General features: G+C 67.8%; 16 protein-coding genes. 10 read left to right on the top strand and 6 right to left on the bottom strand.

Annotated elements, in window-relative coordinates; all coding sequences use genetic code 11:
• Window positions 1-37 precede the first annotated feature (37 nt).
• The 4 genes from LX13_RS20635 to LX13_RS20620 all read left to right on the top strand — a co-directional run bounded on the left by LX13_RS20635 (window position 38) and on the right by LX13_RS20620 (window position 3,279).
• Window positions 38-721 carry a DUF3090 domain-containing protein gene (locus LX13_RS20635; RefSeq protein ID WP_253663202.1) on the top strand — a complete coding sequence of 228 codons (684 nt, stop codon included), beginning with the start codon at window positions 38-40 and terminating at the stop codon, window positions 719-721.
• Window positions 722-725: 4 nt separating this feature from the next.
• Window positions 726-1,580, top strand: coding sequence for an SCO1664 family protein (locus LX13_RS20630; protein ID WP_253663201.1), 855 nt, complete (start codon window positions 726-728; stop codon window positions 1,578-1,580).
• A 76-nt stretch (window positions 1,581-1,656) separates the two neighbouring features.
• A complete protein-coding gene (gene mshC, locus LX13_RS20625; RefSeq protein ID WP_253663200.1) occupies window positions 1,657-2,895 on the top strand; it encodes a cysteine--1-D-myo-inosityl 2-amino-2-deoxy-alpha-D-glucopyranoside ligase in 1,239 nt (412 codons plus the stop codon).
• Window positions 2,896-2,970: 75 nt separating this feature from the next.
• Window positions 2,971-3,279, top strand: a complete 309-nt coding sequence (locus tag LX13_RS20620; RefSeq protein ID WP_253663199.1) for a hypothetical protein — start codon at window positions 2,971-2,973, stop codon at window positions 3,277-3,279.
• Here the strand turns inward: LX13_RS20620 and LX13_RS20615 are convergent.
• The 4 genes from LX13_RS20615 to LX13_RS20600 all read right to left on the bottom strand — a co-directional run bounded on the left by LX13_RS20615 (window position 3,272) and on the right by LX13_RS20600 (window position 7,446).
• Entirely contained in the window at window positions 3,272-3,604 is a 333-nt protein-coding gene (locus tag LX13_RS20615; RefSeq protein ID WP_253663198.1) for a Rieske (2Fe-2S) protein, read from the bottom strand. The genes LX13_RS20620 and LX13_RS20615 overlap by 8 nt on opposite strands.
• Entirely contained in the window at window positions 3,601-6,129 is a 2,529-nt protein-coding gene (gene nirB / locus LX13_RS20610) for a nitrite reductase large subunit NirB (RefSeq protein ID WP_308214773.1), read from the bottom strand. Before nirB ends, LX13_RS20615 begins: the two co-directional genes overlap by 4 nt.
• Window positions 6,126-6,473: a molybdopterin oxidoreductase gene (locus LX13_RS20605; protein ID WP_253663196.1), complete on the bottom strand. Its 348-nt coding sequence runs from the start codon at window positions 6,471-6,473 to the stop codon at window positions 6,126-6,128. Before LX13_RS20605 ends, nirB begins: the two co-directional genes overlap by 4 nt.
• Window positions 6,474-6,567: 94 nt before the next feature.
• Window positions 6,568-7,446 carry a PAC2 family protein gene (locus LX13_RS20600; RefSeq protein WP_253663195.1) on the bottom strand — a complete coding sequence of 293 codons (879 nt, stop codon included), beginning with the start codon at window positions 7,444-7,446 and terminating at the stop codon, window positions 6,568-6,570.
• Window positions 7,447-7,497: 51 nt separating this feature from the next.
• Between LX13_RS20600 and metH the strand changes: the two genes are divergently transcribed.
• Genes metH through hisG form a run of 4 tightly spaced genes read left to right on the top strand, consistent with a single transcriptional unit; the run spans window position 7,498 to window position 13,014 of the window.
• Window positions 7,498-11,106, top strand: a complete 3,609-nt coding sequence (gene metH / locus LX13_RS20595; RefSeq protein WP_253663194.1) for a methionine synthase — start codon at window positions 7,498-7,500, stop codon at window positions 11,104-11,106.
• Window positions 11,107-11,112: 6 nt separating this feature from the next.
• A complete protein-coding gene (locus tag LX13_RS20590; protein ID WP_308214772.1) occupies window positions 11,113-11,850 on the top strand; it encodes an HAD family hydrolase in 738 nt (245 codons plus the stop codon).
• Between the two features lie 6 nt (window positions 11,851-11,856).
• A complete protein-coding gene (locus LX13_RS20585) occupies window positions 11,857-12,120 on the top strand; it encodes a phosphoribosyl-ATP diphosphatase (RefSeq protein ID WP_188492700.1) in 264 nt (87 codons plus the stop codon).
• A gap of 48 nt (window positions 12,121-12,168) precedes the next feature.
• Window positions 12,169-13,014, top strand: coding sequence for an ATP phosphoribosyltransferase (hisG, locus tag LX13_RS20580; RefSeq protein WP_253663193.1), 846 nt, complete (start codon window positions 12,169-12,171; stop codon window positions 13,012-13,014).
• Window positions 13,015-13,159: 145 nt separating this feature from the next.
• Here hisG and LX13_RS20575 read toward each other — a convergent pair whose 3' ends face one another.
• Both LX13_RS20575 and LX13_RS20570 read right to left on the bottom strand, forming a co-directional pair.
• On the bottom strand, window positions 13,160-13,990 hold the full coding sequence (locus LX13_RS20575) for a thioesterase family protein (protein ID WP_253663192.1): 831 nt from the start codon (window positions 13,988-13,990) through the stop codon (window positions 13,160-13,162).
• On the bottom strand, window positions 13,987-14,874 hold the full coding sequence (locus LX13_RS20570) for a RecB family exonuclease (protein WP_372499978.1): 888 nt from the start codon (window positions 14,872-14,874) through the stop codon (window positions 13,987-13,989). Before LX13_RS20570 ends, LX13_RS20575 begins: the two co-directional genes overlap by 4 nt.
• 51 nt (window positions 14,875-14,925) lie before the next feature.
• Between LX13_RS20570 and LX13_RS20565 the strand changes: the two genes are divergently transcribed.
• Entirely contained in the window at window positions 14,926-15,768 is an 843-nt protein-coding gene (locus LX13_RS20565; protein ID WP_188492708.1) for a tRNA (adenine-N1)-methyltransferase, read from the top strand.
• A gap of 153 nt (window positions 15,769-15,921) precedes the next feature.
• Window positions 15,922-17,694, top strand: coding sequence for a proteasome ATPase (gene arc / locus LX13_RS20560; protein ID WP_253663191.1), 1,773 nt, complete (start codon window positions 15,922-15,924; stop codon window positions 17,692-17,694).
• Window positions 17,695-17,698: the final 4 nt, after the last annotated feature.

Genomic DNA, 17,698 nt, shown 5'->3' with positions numbered 1-17,698 from the left:
TCGGGCAGTATTGAGACAACAGCTTGGAGGAGGTGCCATGCCCAGAGCGATACACGTGTTCCGCAGCCCGGATCGATTCGTCGCGGGGACCGTCGGCGCACCCGGCGACCGGACGTTCTATCTGCAGGCCACCCACGAGGCCCGCATCGTCAGCGTGATGTTGGAGAAGCAGCAGGTACAGATCCTGGCCGACCGCATCGGTGCCCTGCTCGAGGAGATCCACCGCCGGTTCGGGACCCCGTTGCCCCCGGAGACCGATCGGGTCGACGATCTGAGTCCGTTGCAGATGCCGGTCGACGCCGAGTTCCGGGTCGGGACCATGGGTCTGGGCTGGGACGCCGAGGCCGAGGCCGTCGTCGTGGAGCTGCTGGCGATCACCGAGGGCGAGTTCGACGAGAGCGTCGTCCTCGACGACACCGACGAGGGCCCCGACGCAGTACGCGTCTTCCTCAGCACCGCGGCCGCCCGGGAGTTCGCAGCCCGGTCGACGAGAGTCATCTCCGCGGGCCGCGAACCCTGCCCGCTGTGCGCCGAACCGCTCGATCCCGCAGGCCACGTGTGCGTGCGGACCAACGGCTACAAGCGCGACGTCGCTATCGACAAGTCCATCGAGTTCGTCGATCCGATCGTCTTCGACGACCCCACGCTGCGGGCCGCGTTGGAGGACGCCGAGGACGACGACCCGTCGGACGACGACGATCCCGACACCGACAGGCCCTGACCCGATGCCGCCGAGCGCTGCCGCGTCGGAGTCGTCGGAGACCGGGTCGTCCGCCGGCACCGCGGAGATCCTGCGCACCGGGGAACTCGAACTCATCGGCCAGGTCCGTGGCGCCAGCAACGCCACACTGGTCTGTGAGGCCGTCCTCGGCGACGACACCGTCCGCTGCGTCTACAAGCCGGTCCGCGGTGAACAGCCGCTGTGGGACTTCCCCGACGGCACGCTCGCCGGTCGTGAGATCTCGTCGTTCCTGGTGTCGGACGCCCTCGGGTGGTCGGTCATCCCGGTCACGGTGTTGCGCGACGGACAGTTCGGTCCGGGCATGGTGCAGCGCTGGATCGACACACCGGAACCCAGCGACAGCGTCCCCGAGCACCTCGACCTCGTCGACCTGTGTCCCAGCGGCGCGATCCCGGACAACTTCCGGCGGATCATCGACGCCTACGACGCGCTCGGCGAAGAGGTGACGCTCGTGCACGCCGACGACCCGCGTCTGCAGCGGATGGCGGTGCTCGACCTGCTGATCAACAACGCCGACCGCAAGGGCGGTCACGTGCTCGAAGGGTGCGACGGCGAGGTGTACGGCGTCGACCACGGCATCTGCATGCACACCGAGGACAAGCTGCGCACCGTCCTGTGGGGGTGGGCGGGAGAGGCGATCCCGGCGCACCTCGTCGCCGACATCGAGACCCTGCTGAGCACCCTGACCACGCCCACGTCGGCGCTGTCGGAGGCGTTGCCGTCGCTGATCACCCCCGCCGAGGTGGTCGCTCTGCACGATCGCGCCCGCGAACTGGTGCGCAGCCCGGTCATGCCGACGCCCGCACGGTCGCGGCCGATACCGTGGCCGGCCTTCTAGAGACGAGCCGTTCGGGGACGGTGCAGGTGAGGGGGTGGATGCGCGTCCTCGACCACCTCGCCCATATGGTGGAGCGATGCAGTCGTGGTCAGATGTCGCGGTACGTCCGCTCGCCGGGCAGGGCCCGCAACTCAGGCTCTACGACACCTCCGATCAGCAGGTCCGGCCGGTCACACCCGGCCCGGTCGCGACGATGTACGTCTGCGGCATCACCCCGTACGACGCAACCCATCTGGGCCACGCCGCGACCTACGTGACGTTCGATCTCGTCAACCGGATCTGGCGCGATCTGGGCCACGAGGTCAACTACGTGCAGAACGTCACCGACGTCGACGACCCGCTGTTCGAGCGGGCCGACCGCGACGGCATCGACTGGCGTGATCTGGGACGGCGTGAGACGCAACTGTTCTGCGACGACATGGCGGCGCTGCGGGTGCTGCCGCCGCGTGACTACATCGGCGCCGTCGAGTCCATCGACGAGGTCGTCGAGGTCGTCGGCAAGCTCCTCGACTCCGGCGCGGCCTACATCGTCGACGACGCAACGTATCCCGACATCTACTTCCGGGCCGACGCCACCGAGCAGTTCGGCTACGAGTCCAACTACGACCGCGCGACGATGGACACGTTCTTCGCCGAGCGCGGCGGGGATCCCGACCGAGCGGGCAAACGCGATCCGCTCGACGCCCTGATCTGGCGCGCGGCCCGCGACGGCGAACCGTCCTGGCCGTCGCCGCACGGACCCGGACGCCCGGGATGGCACATCGAGTGCGCCGCAATCGCTCTGAACCGCCTGGGGGCACCGTTCGACGTCCAGGGCGGCGGCAGCGACCTCATCTTCCCGCACCACGAGTTCTCGGCCGCCCACGGCGAGGCCCTGACCGGCGAGCGTCGGTTCGCCGACCATTACGTGCACACCGGGATGATCGGCCTCGACGGCGAGAAGATGTCGAAGAGCCGGGGCAACCTGGTCTTCGTCTCCAAGCTGCGCGCGGCGGGGGTCGACCCGAACGCGATCCGTCTCGCGCTGATCGCCGAGCACTACCGGACCGACCGGATGTGGACCGACACCACGCTCGACGACGCCAGTGCGCGCCTGGCCCGGTGGCGCGACGCCATCGGTCGCCCGACCGCCCCCGACGCGGCCGACACCATCGCGCGGATCCGTCAGCACCTGGCCGACGACCTCGACACCCCGAAAGCGATTGCCGCGCTCGACGCGTGGGCCTCCGACGCCATCGGCGGGTTGGGGTCGGCGACCGACGCCGGTGCCGACATCGCGATCGCCGTCGACAGCCTTCTGGGCATCGACCTGTAGACGTTGATCGCGTGTCCACGACGGATCCGGTGGTGAGCGTGCCTCACGTCCGGACGCGTGGGTAGAGTTCCCGCTGTGGCGAACACGCAGGAGCTCGAGCCCGACACCACCGACGGCGTCTGGACGGTGGTCACCCGGACGTCCACTTACCTCCTCGATTTCGAGGAGATGACGCTGCTCCGCGCTCCGGGCGTGGGCGGCAGCACCGACGACACCTGGGCGGTCAGTCAGCTGCGCCGCGACTCCGAGGACATCCCGCTGCTCGGCGTGAAGTCATGTCGGGTCGGGGAATCGGCCCAGTTCTGGGTCCGCGCCGCCGACGATCCCGATGTCCGGACCTGGCGCATCACCACGCCGGTCGTGTCGATCGAACGGATCAGCTGACCGCGACCTCGATCACGCCGTCGACCACCCGTGCCGGGTACACCGCCAACGTCGGGATCGACGGATCGTTGCAGGCCCCGTCGGCGAACGAGTACACGTACTGGTGCAGCGGGCACATGACCTTGGTGTCGTCGCTCTGACCATCGGCGATCGGCCCTCCACGGTGCGGACAGACCGCTGCGGTGGCCCGTACCGTGCCGTCGCCGAGGAGGAAGACCGCGATCTGGTCGCCGCCCACGGCGTAGGCGCGCCCCTCACCGCGAGTGAGGTCGGAGACCGCTCCCACGGGCACGAAGGTGACGTCGGTGGCGGTGTCGGTGCTCATCGGACCGGCACCCGGGGCAGCGGCAGCAGCGGCAACGCCGAGACGAACTGCGCAGGCGACCGCGGCTCGACGCGCTCCTCCCACGGATCGCGGTACTGACCGACGGCCGCGGTCACCCGCTCGTGCAGACCCTCGACGAGTCCGTCGCGGTCGTCGACGAGGATGGCCCTCAGCTCGTCGATCCCGACCCGGGGGACCCACGCGTAGGTGCGTTCGAGCCACTTGGCCTGTTCCCGGTAGTACTGGATGAAGATGCCGCACAGGCGGATCACCTCGGCGCTCGAATCCGCCGTCGCCAGCAGGTCGCCCTTGCGGATGTGTGCGCCCGCGGCCCCGCCGACGTAGATCTCCCAGCGGTCCGAGGCACCGCCGTCGGCACCGACGGCGACCACACCGAAGTCCTTGCAGAGCGACTCGGCGCAGTTGCGCGGGCACCCGGTCACGGCCAACTTCAGTTTCGCGGGCGATTCCAGGCCCTGGAACCGCTGCTCGATGGCTATGCCCAGCGCGGTCGAGTCCCCGAGGCCGAACCGGCAGTAGTCGGTGCCCACGCAGGTCTTCACGGTCCGGAAGCTCTTGCCGTAGGCGAAACCCGACGGCATGTCGAGGTCGCCCCACACCTTCGGCAGGTCCTCCTTGCGGACGCCCAGCAGATCGATCCGCTGCCCACCGGTGATCTTCACCATCGGGATCGAGTACTTGTCGGCCACGTCGGCGATCCTGCGCAGCTGCGCGGCCGTCGTGACGCCACCCTTGATCTGCGGCACCACCGAGAACGTGCCGTCCCGTTGGATGTTGGCGTGCACCCGGTCGTTGATGAACAACGCGCCGCGCTCGTCGGTCCACTCGGGACCCCAGATGACGCGCAGCAGCGAGGCCAGCGGCATCTTGGCCGCGGCGTCCTCGCCCGCGGGCGCGAGTTTCTCGAACACCTCGGAGACCGAACGGATCCCGCTCGCGCGGATGGCGCCGATCAACTCCGGTTTGGTCATCGGGATGGCGGGCACGTACCAGTCGGCGGAGACGTCGACCGCGAGATCGTCGCCGGCGGCGAAGGTGACGATGTCGGAGACGAGTCCCTTGCAGGACCCGCAGCCCTTGCCCGCTCGGGTGGCGGCGACCACCTCGCCGAGGCTCGTCGCGCCACCGCGGACACATCCGAGGATCTGGCCCTTGGTGACGCCGTTGCAGTTGCAGACCTGGGTGTCGTCGGACAACTCGGCCGCGCCGGTCTCCGCCGACGGCGTCCCCATGTCGAAGAGCATGCTGATGCGCTCGTCGGGGAGCGCCACCTTCTCGTCGAAGGCCTGCGTCAGGAAGGCGGCCTTGCTGATGTCGCCGAGCAGCATCGCGCCGATCAGCTTGTTGTCACGGACGACCACCGACTTGTATGTGCCGCTGCGGGGTTCGTAGAACTGGACGAACTCGTCGTCGTCCCGCTCGGGACCCTTGACGCCCATGGCGGCGACGTCGACGCCGGCCACCTTGAGCTTCGTCGTCAGACGCGACCCGTGGTAGGCGGCCGTGGGATCGGCCCCGGTGAGGACGTCGGCGAGGACCACGGCCTGCTCCCACAGCGGTGCGACGAGACCGTAGACCTCACCGCGGTGCTGGCAGCACTCGCCGACCGCGTAGATCGATCCCTCGTCCTCGCAGCGCATCTGGTCGTCGACGACGATGCCACGCTCGATGACCAGTCCGGCGCTGCGGGCGATCTCGACGTTCGGTCGGATACCCGCGGTGACCACGATCATGTCGGCGGGCAGCGTGGTGTCGTCGTTGAAGCCGACCCCGACGACCACACCGTCGGGGTCGCGGAGCACCGACGTCGTCCGTTTCGAGGTGTGCACACCGACACCGAGGGACTCGATCTTGTTGCGGAGCACCCGTCCGCCGCGCTCGTCGAGTTGCTGGTTCATCAGGTGGCCGGGGGAGTGCACGACGTCGACATCGACTCCCTGCGTGCGTAATCCGTAGGCGGCCTCGAGTCCGAGCAGTCCGCCTCCGATGACCACCGCGCGCACGTCGGCGGCGGCCTCGGCCATCTGCAGCATGCCGTTGGTGTCGGCGATGGTCCGGAACCCGAACACGCCGCGCGCCAGCCGTCCGTCGGGTTCGCGTAGTCCGTCCATGTTCGGGAAGAAGGTGTTGCTGCCGGTGGCGACGACGAGCACGTCGTAGTCGACGTCGCGTCCGCTCTCACACGTGACCGTCTTGGCGAACCGGTCGATGCGTCGGGCGCGGTCGCCGGCGTGCAGGGTGACGCCGTTCTCGCGATACCACGCCATCGGGTTGAGCATCAGATCGTCGTCGTCGATGGCGTTCTCGCCCGCCAGCACGTGCGAGAGCATGATGCGGTTGTAGTTGCCGTAGGGCTCGTCGCCGACCATCGTGATGTCGAACATCGCGCCACCGCCGCGCGACAGGATCTCCTCGACGGTCCGGGCGCCGGCCATACCGTTGCCGACCACCACCAGCCGGCGACGTCCCGAAGCTGACCCAACGGCCGAACTCGTGTCCCTCACAAGATCACGAACCCGAAGTCGACGACGACCTCGCCGCTCGCTCCATGCGGCGCCGCGAACACCAACTCGAGCACCGAGTCCGGGTCGACGTCCTCGACGACCCGCAGCGGCACGTTCACCGACGCCTTGGCTCCGATCGGGAACATCCGCATGGTCGCGCCGTCGCGCGTGAGGCTGACGTAGACCAGTTCGTCGGAGCTGTTGCCGCCGCGGAAGTACAGCGGCTGGGCGATCATCCCGGCCGGGACGAGGAAGGTGAGGGACGGATCCAGCGGTGCCGGTTTCGTGAGGCCGCTACCGGTGAAACCGAACACCCCCTGCAGGAACTTCGGAGTGGTCGACATGAGCGCCAGTGTTCGTGGCCGGGATCAACCCGCATTTGCGCCTGCGTTACGAGTCGATTGTCAGGTGCTCACGATCGGGGCGACCGACGGGTGATCACGCCCCGAACGAACCGGGGCCGCGTCGACGCAGGTATTTCTCGAACTCGGCGGCCAATGCGTCGCCGTCGATCTTCGACATCGCGTCGTCGACGGAGACCTCGGCGTCGCCGCGCTCCTCGAGCCCACGCACGTACTCGGCGATCTCCTCGTCGTCCTCGGTCATCTCGGTGACGGCCTGTTCCCACTCCTCGGCCTGCCCCGGGAGATCGCCGAGGGGGACCTCGATGTCGAGGACCTCCTCGACCTGGCTGAGCAACGCGACCGTGGCCTTCGGGTTGGGCGGGGTCGACACGTAGTGCGGGACGGCGGCCCAGAACGACACCGCCGGGATACCCGCGTTGACGCACTGGTCCTGCAACACGCCGGTGATGCCGGTCGGTCCCTCGTACCGGCTCTCCTGCAGGTTGTAGGCCAACGCGGAGTCGGTGCTGTAGGCGGTGCCGGTGACCGGTACCGGCCGGGTGTGTGGCGCGTCGGCCAGCAGCGCACCCAGGATGACCATGGTCTGGACGTTCAACGCGCGGGCCAGATCGAGGATCTCCGCGCAGAAGCCGCGCCAGCGCATGTTGGGTTCGATGCCGCGCAACAGGACGATGTCGCGGTCGGATCCGGGTGGGCTGCACCAGGAGATCGACGTGGTCGGCCAATCAATACGTCGCGTGACACCGTCGATCTGCTTTACGATCGGACGGTTGACCTGGAAGTCGTAGTAGTCGTCGGAATCGATGTCGACGAGTGGCTGCGCATCCCAGATCAGCGCCAGATGTTCGACCGCGCCACTCGCTGCATCGCCCGCGTCATTCCAGCCCTCGAAGGCCGCTACCAGGATCGGCGTCCGCAGGGTGGGAAGATCTCCGGTCGCATCAGCGTTCACTGAACCAGCCTACGACCGAACACCGATAGGGAGCGAACTACCCTGAACACCATGTCTGCACCCACACGAAGCGCCTCGTACGACTCGGCCTTCCTCGATGCCATGGCCAAACGGGTCCTGATCGGCGACGGAGCCATGGGCACCATGCTGCAGGCGGCCGACCTGACCCTCGACGACTTCCTCGGTCTCGAGGGCTGCAACGAGATCCTCAACGACACCCGCCCCGAGGTATTGGCCGCGATCCATCGCGCCTACTTCGAGGCCGGCGCCGACGCGGTCGAGACCAACACCTTCGGCTGCAACCTGTCCAACCTCGGCGACTACGACATCGCCGACCGGATCCGTGAGCTGGCCCGCAAGGGTGTGGCGATCGCCAAGGGCGTGGCCGACGAGATGGGTCCGTCCTCCGACGGCACGCCGCGTTTCGTCCTCGGCTCGATCGGCCCGGGCACCAAACTGCCCAGCCTCGGTCACACCACCTTCGAGGTCATCCGCGACGCGTATCAGGAGTGCGCGATGGGGATGCTCGAGGGCGGCGCCGACGCCATCCTCATCGAGACCTCACAGGACCTGCTGCAGGTGAAGGCGGCCGTGCTGGCCTCCAAGCGTGCGATGGTCGACCTCGGCCGTCGGATCCCGATCATCTCCCACGTCACGGTCGAGACGACCGGCACGATGCTGCTGGGCTCGGAGATCGGTGCCGCGCTGGCCGCGATCGAGCCGCTCGGCGTCGACCTCATCGGTCTGAACTGTGCGACCGGTCCGGCCGAGATGAGCGAGCACCTGCGTTACCTCTCCAAGCACGCGCGCATCCCGGTGTCGGTCATGCCCAACGCCGGTCTGCCCCAGCTCGGGCCCAAGGGCGCCGAGTACCCGTTGATGCCCGACGAGCTGGCCGAGGCCGTCAGCGGCTTCGTCTCCGACTACGGCCTGTCGTTCGTCGGTGGTTGCTGTGGCACCACCCCCGAGCACATCGCGCAGCTCGCCGAAGCCGTCCGCGGCTCGAGCAAGGGCACCCGGACCATCGAGCACGAGCCCGAGGTGTCGTCGCTCTACGCGTCGGTGCCGTTCGAGCAGGAGAACAGCTTCATGATGGTCGGGGAGCGGACGAACTCCAACGGCTCCAAGGCGTTCCGCGAGGCAATGCTCTCCGGCGACTACCAGAAGTGCCTGGACATCGCGAAGGACCAGACCCGCGACGGCGCGCACATGCTCGACCTGAACGTCGACTATGTGGGCCGCAACGGTGCCGATGACATGACCGCGCTCGCCACCCGACTCGCCACCGCGTCGACGCTGCCGATCATGCTCGACTCGACCGAGCCCGCGGTGATCAAGGCGGGCCTGGAGGCCCTCGGTGGTCGTTGTGCGGTCAACTCGGTCAACTACGAGGACGGCGACGGCCCCGAATCGCGGTTCACGAAGATCATGGAGATGGCCGTCGAGCACGGTGCCGCCGTGGTCGCTCTGACGATCGACGAGGAAGGTCAGGCGCGTACCGCCGACACGAAGACCGCGATCGCCGAACGGCTCATCACCGACATCACCACCAACTGGGGCCTCGGCGAGGAGGACATCATCATCGATGCCCTCACCTTCCCGGTGTCCACGGGTCAGGAAGAGACCCGGATGGACGGCATCGAGACGATCGAGGCCATCCGTCGGATCAAGGAGGCTCATCCGGCCGTCCACTTCACCCTGGGCATTTCGAACATCTCGTTCGGCCTGAACCCGGCTGCACGTCAGGTGCTCAACTCGGTGTTCCTGCACGAGTGCGCGCAGGTCGGTCTCGACACCGCGATCGTGCACGCGTCGAAGATCGTGCCGATGGCCCGCATCCCCGACGACCAGCGCGAGGTCGCGCTCGACCTCGTCTACAACCGTCGCGGCGTGGAGGGAACGCGCAGCGAGGGCAACTCCGACTACGACCCGCTGCAGACCCTGATGGGGCTGTTCGAGGGCGTCTCGGCGGCCTCGGCACGCGAGAGTCGCGCCGAGGAGATGGCGAAACTGCCGCTGTTCGAGCGTCTCGAGCGTCGCATCGTCGACGGCGAGCGCAACGGTCTCGAGTCCGACCTCGACGACGCGATGAAAGAGGTCCCGCCGCTCAAGATCATCAACGAGACGTTGCTCTCGGGCATGAAGACCGTCGGTGAGCTGTTCGGGTCGGGTCAGATGCAGCTGCCGTTCGTGTTGCAGTCGGCCGAGGTCATGAAGATGTCGGTCGCGCATCTCGAACCGCACATGGAGGCCACCGGCGAGGACGGCAAGGGCCGCATCGTGCTGGCGACGGTCAAGGGCGACGTCCACGACATCGGCAAGAACCTGGTCGACATCATCCTGTCCAACAACGGCTACGAGGTCGTCAACATCGGCATCAAGCAGCCGATCGCGACGATCCTGGAGGTCGCCGAGGACAAGCGTGCCGACGTGATCGGCATGTCCGGACTGCTGGTCAAGTCGACGGTCGTCATGAAGGAGAACCTGCAGGAGATCAACTCCCGGGGGCTCGCCGAGAAGTACCAGGTCCTCCTCGGTGGTGCCGCGCTCACCCGTGGCTACGTCGAGAACGATCTCAGCGAGACCTACGAGGGCGACGTGCACTATGCGCGTGACGCATTCGAGGGTCTGCGTCTCATGGACGACATCATGTCGGCGAAGCGCGGCGGCGGATCCACCCAGGATCCCGAGGTCAAGGCGGCCGCCGAGGCCAAGGCCGCCGAGCGCAAGGCACGTCACGAGAAGTCGGCGCGGATCGCGGCCAAGCGCAAGGCGGAGGCCGCGCCCGTCGAGGTGCCCGCACGTTCGGATGTCGCCGCCGACAACCCGATCCCGGTCCCGCCGTTCTGGGGATCGCGGATCATCAAGGGCATCCCGATCGCGGACTACCGCAATCTGCTCGACGAGCGTGCGTTGTTCCTGGGCCAGTGGGGTCTGCGTGAGACCCGCACCGGCGACGGTCCGACGTACGAGGAGCTGGTGGAGACCGAGGGCCGTCCGCGCCTGCGCGAGTGGATCGCCCGGCTCTCGACCGAGAACATCCTGCAGCACGCTGCGGTCGTCTACGGCTATTACCCGGCGGTCAGCGAGGGCGACACGATCCACGTGTTGGCCGAGCCCACGCCGGACGCCGAGACGCTCTTCAGCTTCGAGTTCCCGCGTCAGCAGCGCAGTCGATTCCTGTGCATCTCCGACTTCATCGCCTCGCGTGAGCGGGCCCGTGAACTCGGTCAGGTCGACGTGCTGCCGTTCCAGCTGGTCACGATGGGTCAGCCCATCGCCGACTTCGCCAACGAGCTGTTCGCCAAGGACGCCTACCGCGACTACCTCGAGGTGCACGGCATCGGCGTGCAGCTGACCGAGGCGCTGGCCGAGTACTGGCATCAGCGGGTGCGCTCGGAACTGACGTTCGGTGACTCCTCGGCCGCGGCCGACGACCCGGATTCGCCGCAGGGGTTCTTCGACCTGAAGTACCGGGGTGCGCGCTACTCCTTCGGGTACGGGGCCTGCCCCGACCTCGAGGACCGCGCGAAGATGGTGGCGTTGCTCGAGCCGGAGCGCATCGGTGTGGAACTGTCGGAGGAGCTGCAGCTGCATCCCGAGCAGTCGACCGACGCCTTCGTCCTGCATCACCCCGAGGCCAAGTACTTCAACACGTAAGGCACCGTGAACCGATCTGATCTGCCGGTACCCGATCTCGGCCGGCAGGAGTTCGAGCTGCCGCGTGCCGTCCTGTGGGACATGGACGGCACGCTGCTCGACTCCGAGAAGTTGTGGGACGTCGCGATGGCCGAGCTCGCGGAGCGACTCGGCGTCACGATGACCGTCGCGCTGCGTCAGTCGACCCTGGGCAACTCGATGCAGGGCGCGATGACCAAGCTCTACGTGGCCGCGGGCATCGCCGAGGCCGACCGCGACCTCGACGCGCAGGCGGCGTGGATACGTGGCCGGGTGGCCGAGCTGTTCGCCGGCGGCATCCCGTGGCGGCCGGGCGCCGACGCGGCGCTCGACACCGTTGCGTCGCTGGGTATCCCGATGGTGTTGGTCACCAACACCGAGCGCGATCTCACCGAACGCGCACTGCCCACGATCGGCAAGCACCGCTTCGCGCACACGTTGTGCGGCGACGAGGTCGCCGAGGGCAAACCCGCACCCGACCTGTATCTCGCGGCCGCTGCGGCGGTCGGTGCGACCCCGGCTCAGTGCCTGGCCATCGAGGACTCGCCGACCGGCACCGAGGCGGCGACCGCAGCGGGGTGCCCGGTGCTGGTGGTCCCGTCGGACGCCGAGGTCCCGCCGGGGCCGGGCCGCACGTTCCGCGACGGACTACTGGGTCTCGACATCGCCGACGTCGTCACCGCATGGCGCCCGATCGGGTCGGCCGGCGACTCCGTGGGACACTGATCCCTCGTGAAGACCTTCGACGAACTCTTTATCGAGCTCACCGACCGCGCCGCGACCCGTCCTGAGGGCAGCGGGACGGTCGCCGCACTCGACTCCGGGGTGCACACGCTGGGCAAGAAGATCATCGAGGAGGCCGGTGAGGTGTGGCTGGCCGCCGAGCACGAGCCCGACGAGTCGCTCGCCGAGGAGATATCTCAATTGCTCTATTGGCTCCAGGTGATGATGATCAAGCGAGGCCTGACCCCGGCCGACGTGTACAAGCACCTCTGACCCAGTCATCCCTGCCCCGAACGTCCCTGACCCGAAGGACCGATCCCCATGCTGCGGGTAGCTGTACCCAACAAAGGCGCGCTGTCCGACTCGGCCGCCGCGATGCTCGCCGAGGCGGGCTATCGACGTCGGACCGACGCCAAGGACCTGACCGTGCTCGACGCGGCCAATGACGTCGAGTTCTTCTTCCTCCGTCCGAAAGACATCGCGATCTATGTCGGATCCGGTGAGCTCGACCTCGGGATCACCGGCCGCGACCTCGCCCTGGACTCGCAGGCCCCGGTGGTCGAGCAGTTGTCCCTGGGCTTCGGCGGATCCACGTTCCGCTACGCCGGTCCGACCGACCGCGAGATGTCGGCCGCCGACCTCGCCGGGTCGCGCATCGCCACGTCGTTCGCCAACATCGTGCGCGCCGACCTGGACTCCCGCGGCATCGACGCCGAGATCATCCGGCTCGACGGCGCGGTGGAGATCTCCATCCAGCTCGGTCTCGCCGATGCCATCGCCGACGTGGTCGGGTCGGGACGCACTCTGCGCCAACACAACCTCAAGGCCTTCGGCGACGTGATGTGCGCGTCCGAGGCCGTCCTGGTCAGCGGCGCCGATGTCGAACCGTCCCGCGCCGCCAAGCAGCTCATCGCACGCGTGCAGGGCGTCGTCGTCGGTCAGCAGTACGTGATGATGGACTACGACTGCCGCAAGGACCTGCTCGACCGCGCGGTGGCCATCACCCCCGGCCTGGAGTCGCCCACGGTGGCGCCGATGGCCGACGAGAACTGGGTCGCCGTGCGCGCGATGGTCCCGCGCAGCGGACACCAGAACGTCATGGACGACCTGTCTGCGATGGGCGCCAAGGCGATCCTTGCGAGCGACATCCGCTCCTGCCGCTTCTGACCCGTCGACTGGGCGTCTGCGGACGCCAGTTGGGCAGCTAAGTCCCCCAGTTGGGCAGTTACGTCAACCATCTGGGCACCGGGTGCCCAACGAACGGGTGTACGTGCCCAACTGGTGGGTGTACGTGCCCAACTGGCGGGGTCGGTCAGAGCCGGGTGAGCAGCACCGTCTGGCTCGATCGCCCGACTGATCCGGCCTCGTCGAACAGATCCGCGGCGGTGTAACCGAACCCGCGTCCGCCGCCGACGAGCTGCGCGTCGACACCGAACCAGTCGCCGGCCGGCGCGCGACGGAGGTGGATGGTCGTGTCGGTGTTCATCCAGGTCCATTCGCGGGGCGAGAGGGTGCTACCGAGTCCGTTGGCGATGTCCACCACGCAGGCGAACCGGGACAACGGTGTCGCGGTCTCACCCTCGACGAGATCGATCCGCGGGCGAAGCCACGTCAGGCCCGGCCGAGAGGTCCCGGTGTCGGCACGGTGGAAGTCGACCGAGGAGATGAACCCCGTTGTCGCCCAGCCCATCGCCGTCCAATCCGGCAACGCGCCACCCGCCACGTCGTCGGTCGGGATGGGGAACACCTCAGACGGTGTGACGAGCTCGGCGGTGTCGGTCGACGCGAGGAGCCAGGCGGTCGCCCGCGCGGCGGTGCGGTATCGGCCGTCGGGACCGAGTACGTCCAGCTCGGCCTGAACCTGCGAGATCTGCCGGCCGGGTCGGATCGCGGTCGCGCGGATCCGGTTCTCCGACAACCCGATCGCCCCCAGGATGTCGATGGTCACCCGCGATATCGACAACCCCGGCGCCGACGCCAGTCCCTCCAGCGCGCGGACCAGCAGCGCCGATGGGGGACCGCCGTGCTGGATGGTGTCGGTCCACACGCTCACCGTCGAATGGGTCGGGGTGAAGTGTTCGTATCCGTCGGTGACACCGAGCGGTAGATAGTAGGCCGCGTCGGTGGGCTCGCGCGAGGTCACGAGGCCAGGTAGTCCGCGGCGGAATCCTCGGCGGGGCGGCCGGGCCATCCGGGGTAGGCCGGGATCTCGCCGCCGAACTCCGGGCACCGCGCCTTGTGGTCGCACCACTGGCACATGCGCGACTTCTTCGGGCGGAAGTCCCCGGTGGCACCGGCCTCGGTGATGGCCCGCCAGATCGCGGTCAGGGTGCCCGCGAACCGTTCGAGCTCGTCGCGGTCGGGTGTGTACCGCAGTTGCTGGCCGTCGGCCAGGTACATCAGCTGGAGGCGGGTCGGCACCACGCCGCGCAATCGCAGGATGGCCAGTGCGTAGAACTTCATCTGGAACAGCGCGCGCGCCTCGAACAACTCACTGGGGGAGCGGCCGGTCTTGTAGTCGACGACACGGACCTCGCCGGTGGGCGCGACGTCGATACGGTCGACGAAACCCCGCAGTGCGACGTCGTCGGCCAGATCGACCTCGATGCGCAGCTCGCAGGACTCGGCCTCGAACGCGGTCGGGTCCTCCATCTTGTAATAGGTGGTGAGCAGCCGGTGCGCCTCGGCGAGGAAGGCGGGCACGTCGGTGTCGGGCACCAGCGCACGCAGTGCGGGTTCCTTCTCGCACAGCGTGTCCCACGCCGCGTCGACCAACACGTCGGCGGTGTCGGGGGTGCGCAGATGTGCGGGCATGTCGAAGAGGTTCTCCAACGCCGAGTGCACGACGGTGCCTTTGACCTGGGCGGTCGTCGACGTCTCGGGGAACTTGTCGATGGCGCGGTACCGGTACAGCAGTGGGCACTGCTTGAAATCGGCTGCGCGCGACGGCGACAACGCCGGGCGCCTGGGCCCCTCCGGGATCGGATCGACCAGCGATGCGGGGTTGTTCTCGAACGTCGTACTCACACCTGGCAGGGTATGCCTGATGTACGACAGACCCGCGCAGGACGCGACCCCATGACCGTCTCCGCGAGTTTCGAACCCGGTGACCGTGTCCAGCTCACCGACACCAAGGGCCGTAAGTTCACCGTCCACCTCGAGGTGGGCAAGAGTTTCCACACCCATCACGGCGCCATCGCGCACGACGACCTGATCGGCGCGGACGAGGGCAGCATCGTCACCTCGACCGGCAACGCGCAGTACTTGGCTCTGCGTCCGCTGCTCACCGACTACGTCCTGTCGATGCCTCGCGGCGCGCAGGTCATCTACCCCAAGGACGCCGCGCAGATCGTCGCCGAGGGCGACGTCCACCCCGGCGCGGTGGTGCTCGAGGCCGGCGCCGGTTCCGGCGCGTTGACCTGCTCGCTGCTGCGTGCGGTCGGTCCGACCGGTCGGGTCATCTCGTATGAGGTGCGCGACGACCACGCCGAGCACGCGGTGCGCAACGTCGAGACGTTCTTCGGTGGACGCCCCGACAACTGGGACCTCGTCCTCGGCGACATCGTCGACTACGGCGCGACCGAGAACTCCCGGGCCTCTGTCGACCGCGTCATCCTCGACATGCTGTCGCCCTGGGAGACCCTCGAGACGGTGTCGGCGGTGTTGCGCCCAGGCGGGGTCCTGATCGTCTATGTGGCGACCGTCACACAGTTGTCCCGCGTGGTCGAGGCCCTGCGTGAACTGCAGTGCTGGACCGAACCACGCTCCTGGGAGTCGCTGGTCCGTGAGTGGAACGTGGTCGGACTCGCGGTCCGCCCGTCGCACAAGATGCAAGGTCACACCGCTTTTCTGGTCTCCGCCCGTCGTCTCGCCGACGGCACCGTCACCCTGCGACCGCAACGCAGGCCCAGCAAGGGGTGATCGGCACACGCGCCGAACCGTCCGTCGACGAACGGGCGAGTTAACGAGACGTCAACACCGAACGTCGCGTGGTGTGGGGCACAACGGCCGACACGCCGGTAACGTGAGGGAACGGTGAAACCATTGGTGTTCCGCCGGGGAGAGGAGTCAGCAATGACCGAATCTGACCGAGACAATGCCCGGGACGCGTCCGAGACCAGTGCGCGTTCCACCGACTCGGGTGAGACCCCCGTGCCCGACACCGGCGGGCGCAGCCCGTTCGGACGCCCCGGCGACACGCCCGGGAGCAACGATTCACAGGGTCGCATCGACACCCTGACCGCACGCAACACCAAACTCCTGGAGACCCTCAAGGAGGCGCGGCAGCAGCTCCTCGTCCTGCGCGAGGAGGTCGACCGCCTCGGCCAGCCGCCGAGTGGCTACGGCGTGCTGCTCTCGACCTACGAGGACTCGACGGTTGACGTGTTCACCTCCGGCCGCAAGATGCGCCTGACCATCTCGCCGAACATCGACGTCGACACCCTCAAGCGCGGACAGACCGTCCGCCTCAACGAGGCCCTCACGATCGTCGAGGCCTGCGACTACGACCTGGTGGGCGAGATCAGCACCCTGCGCGAGGTTCTCGGCAACGGTGACCGCGCCCTGGTGGTCGGTCACGCCGACGAGGAACGCGTCGTCTGGCTGGCCGAGCCGCTGACCGGTGAGGTCGACGGTGAGGACGGCAAGCGCCGCAAGCTGCGCCCCGGCGACTCGCTGCTCGTCGACACCAAGGCCGGGTTCGCCTTCGAGCGGGTGCCCAAGGCCGAGGTCGAGGATCTCGTCCTCGAAGAGGTGCCCGACGTCGGCTACGAGGACATCGGTGGTCTCGGCCGCCAGATCGAGCAGATCCGCGACGCGGTCGAACTGCCGTTCCTGCACAAGGACCTGTTCCGCGACTACGACCTGCGCCCGCCCAAGGGTGTCCTGCTCTACGGCCCTCCCGGCTGCGGCAAGACACTGATCGCCAAGGCGGTCGCGAACTCGCTGGCCAAGAAGATCGCCCTGGCCCGCGGCGACGACGCCCGTGAGGCGAAGTCGTACTTCCTCAACATCAAGGGGCCTGAGCTGCTCAACAAGTTCGTCGGCGAGACCGAGCGGCACATCCGCCTGATCTTCCAGCGAGCCCGCGAGAAGGCCTCCGAGGGCACCCCGGTGATCGTGTTCTTCGACGAGATGGACTCGATCTTCCGGACCCGCGGTTCGGGCGTCTCCTCCGACGTGGAGACCACCGTCGTCCCGCAGCTGCTCAGCGAGATCGACGGCGTCGAGGGTCTCGAGAACGTCATCGTGATCGGTGCGTCGAACCGCGAGGACATGATCGACCCCGCGATCCTGCGACCCGGCCGTCTCGACGTGAAGATCAAGATCGAGCGTCCTGATGCGGAGTCGGCGATCGACATCTTCTCGAAGTACCTCGTCGACACCCTGCCGATCCACGCCGACGACATCAACGAGTTCGGCGGCGATCGTGCCGCCTGCATCGCCGCGATGATCGAACGCGTGGTGGAGAAGATGTACGCCGAGAACGACGACAACCGGTTCCTGGAGGTCACCTACGCCAACGGCGACAAGGAGATCATGTACTTCAAGGACTTCAACTCCGGCGCGATGATCCAGAACGTCGTCGACCGGTCGAAGAAGTACGCGATCAAGTCGCAGCTCGAGACCGGTACACCGGGCCTGCGGGTGCAGCACCTCTTCGACTCGATCCTCGACGAGTTCGCCGAGAACGAAGATCTGCCCAACACCACCAATCCCGATGACTGGGCGCGCATCTCGGGCAAGAAGGGCGAGCGGATCGTGTACATCCGTACGCTTGTCACCGGTAAGAGCGCCGGCGCGAGCCGCGCCATCGACACCGAGACGAACACCGGCCAGTATCTGTAGTCGC

It is taken from the genome of Williamsia maris (genome assembly GCF_024171815.1).
Lineage (GTDB): Bacteria > Actinomycetota > Actinomycetes > Mycobacteriales > Mycobacteriaceae > Williamsia_A > Williamsia_A maris.
Note: the sequence above shows the minus strand (reverse complement) of the source record. Positions and strands in the feature narration are given on the sequence as shown.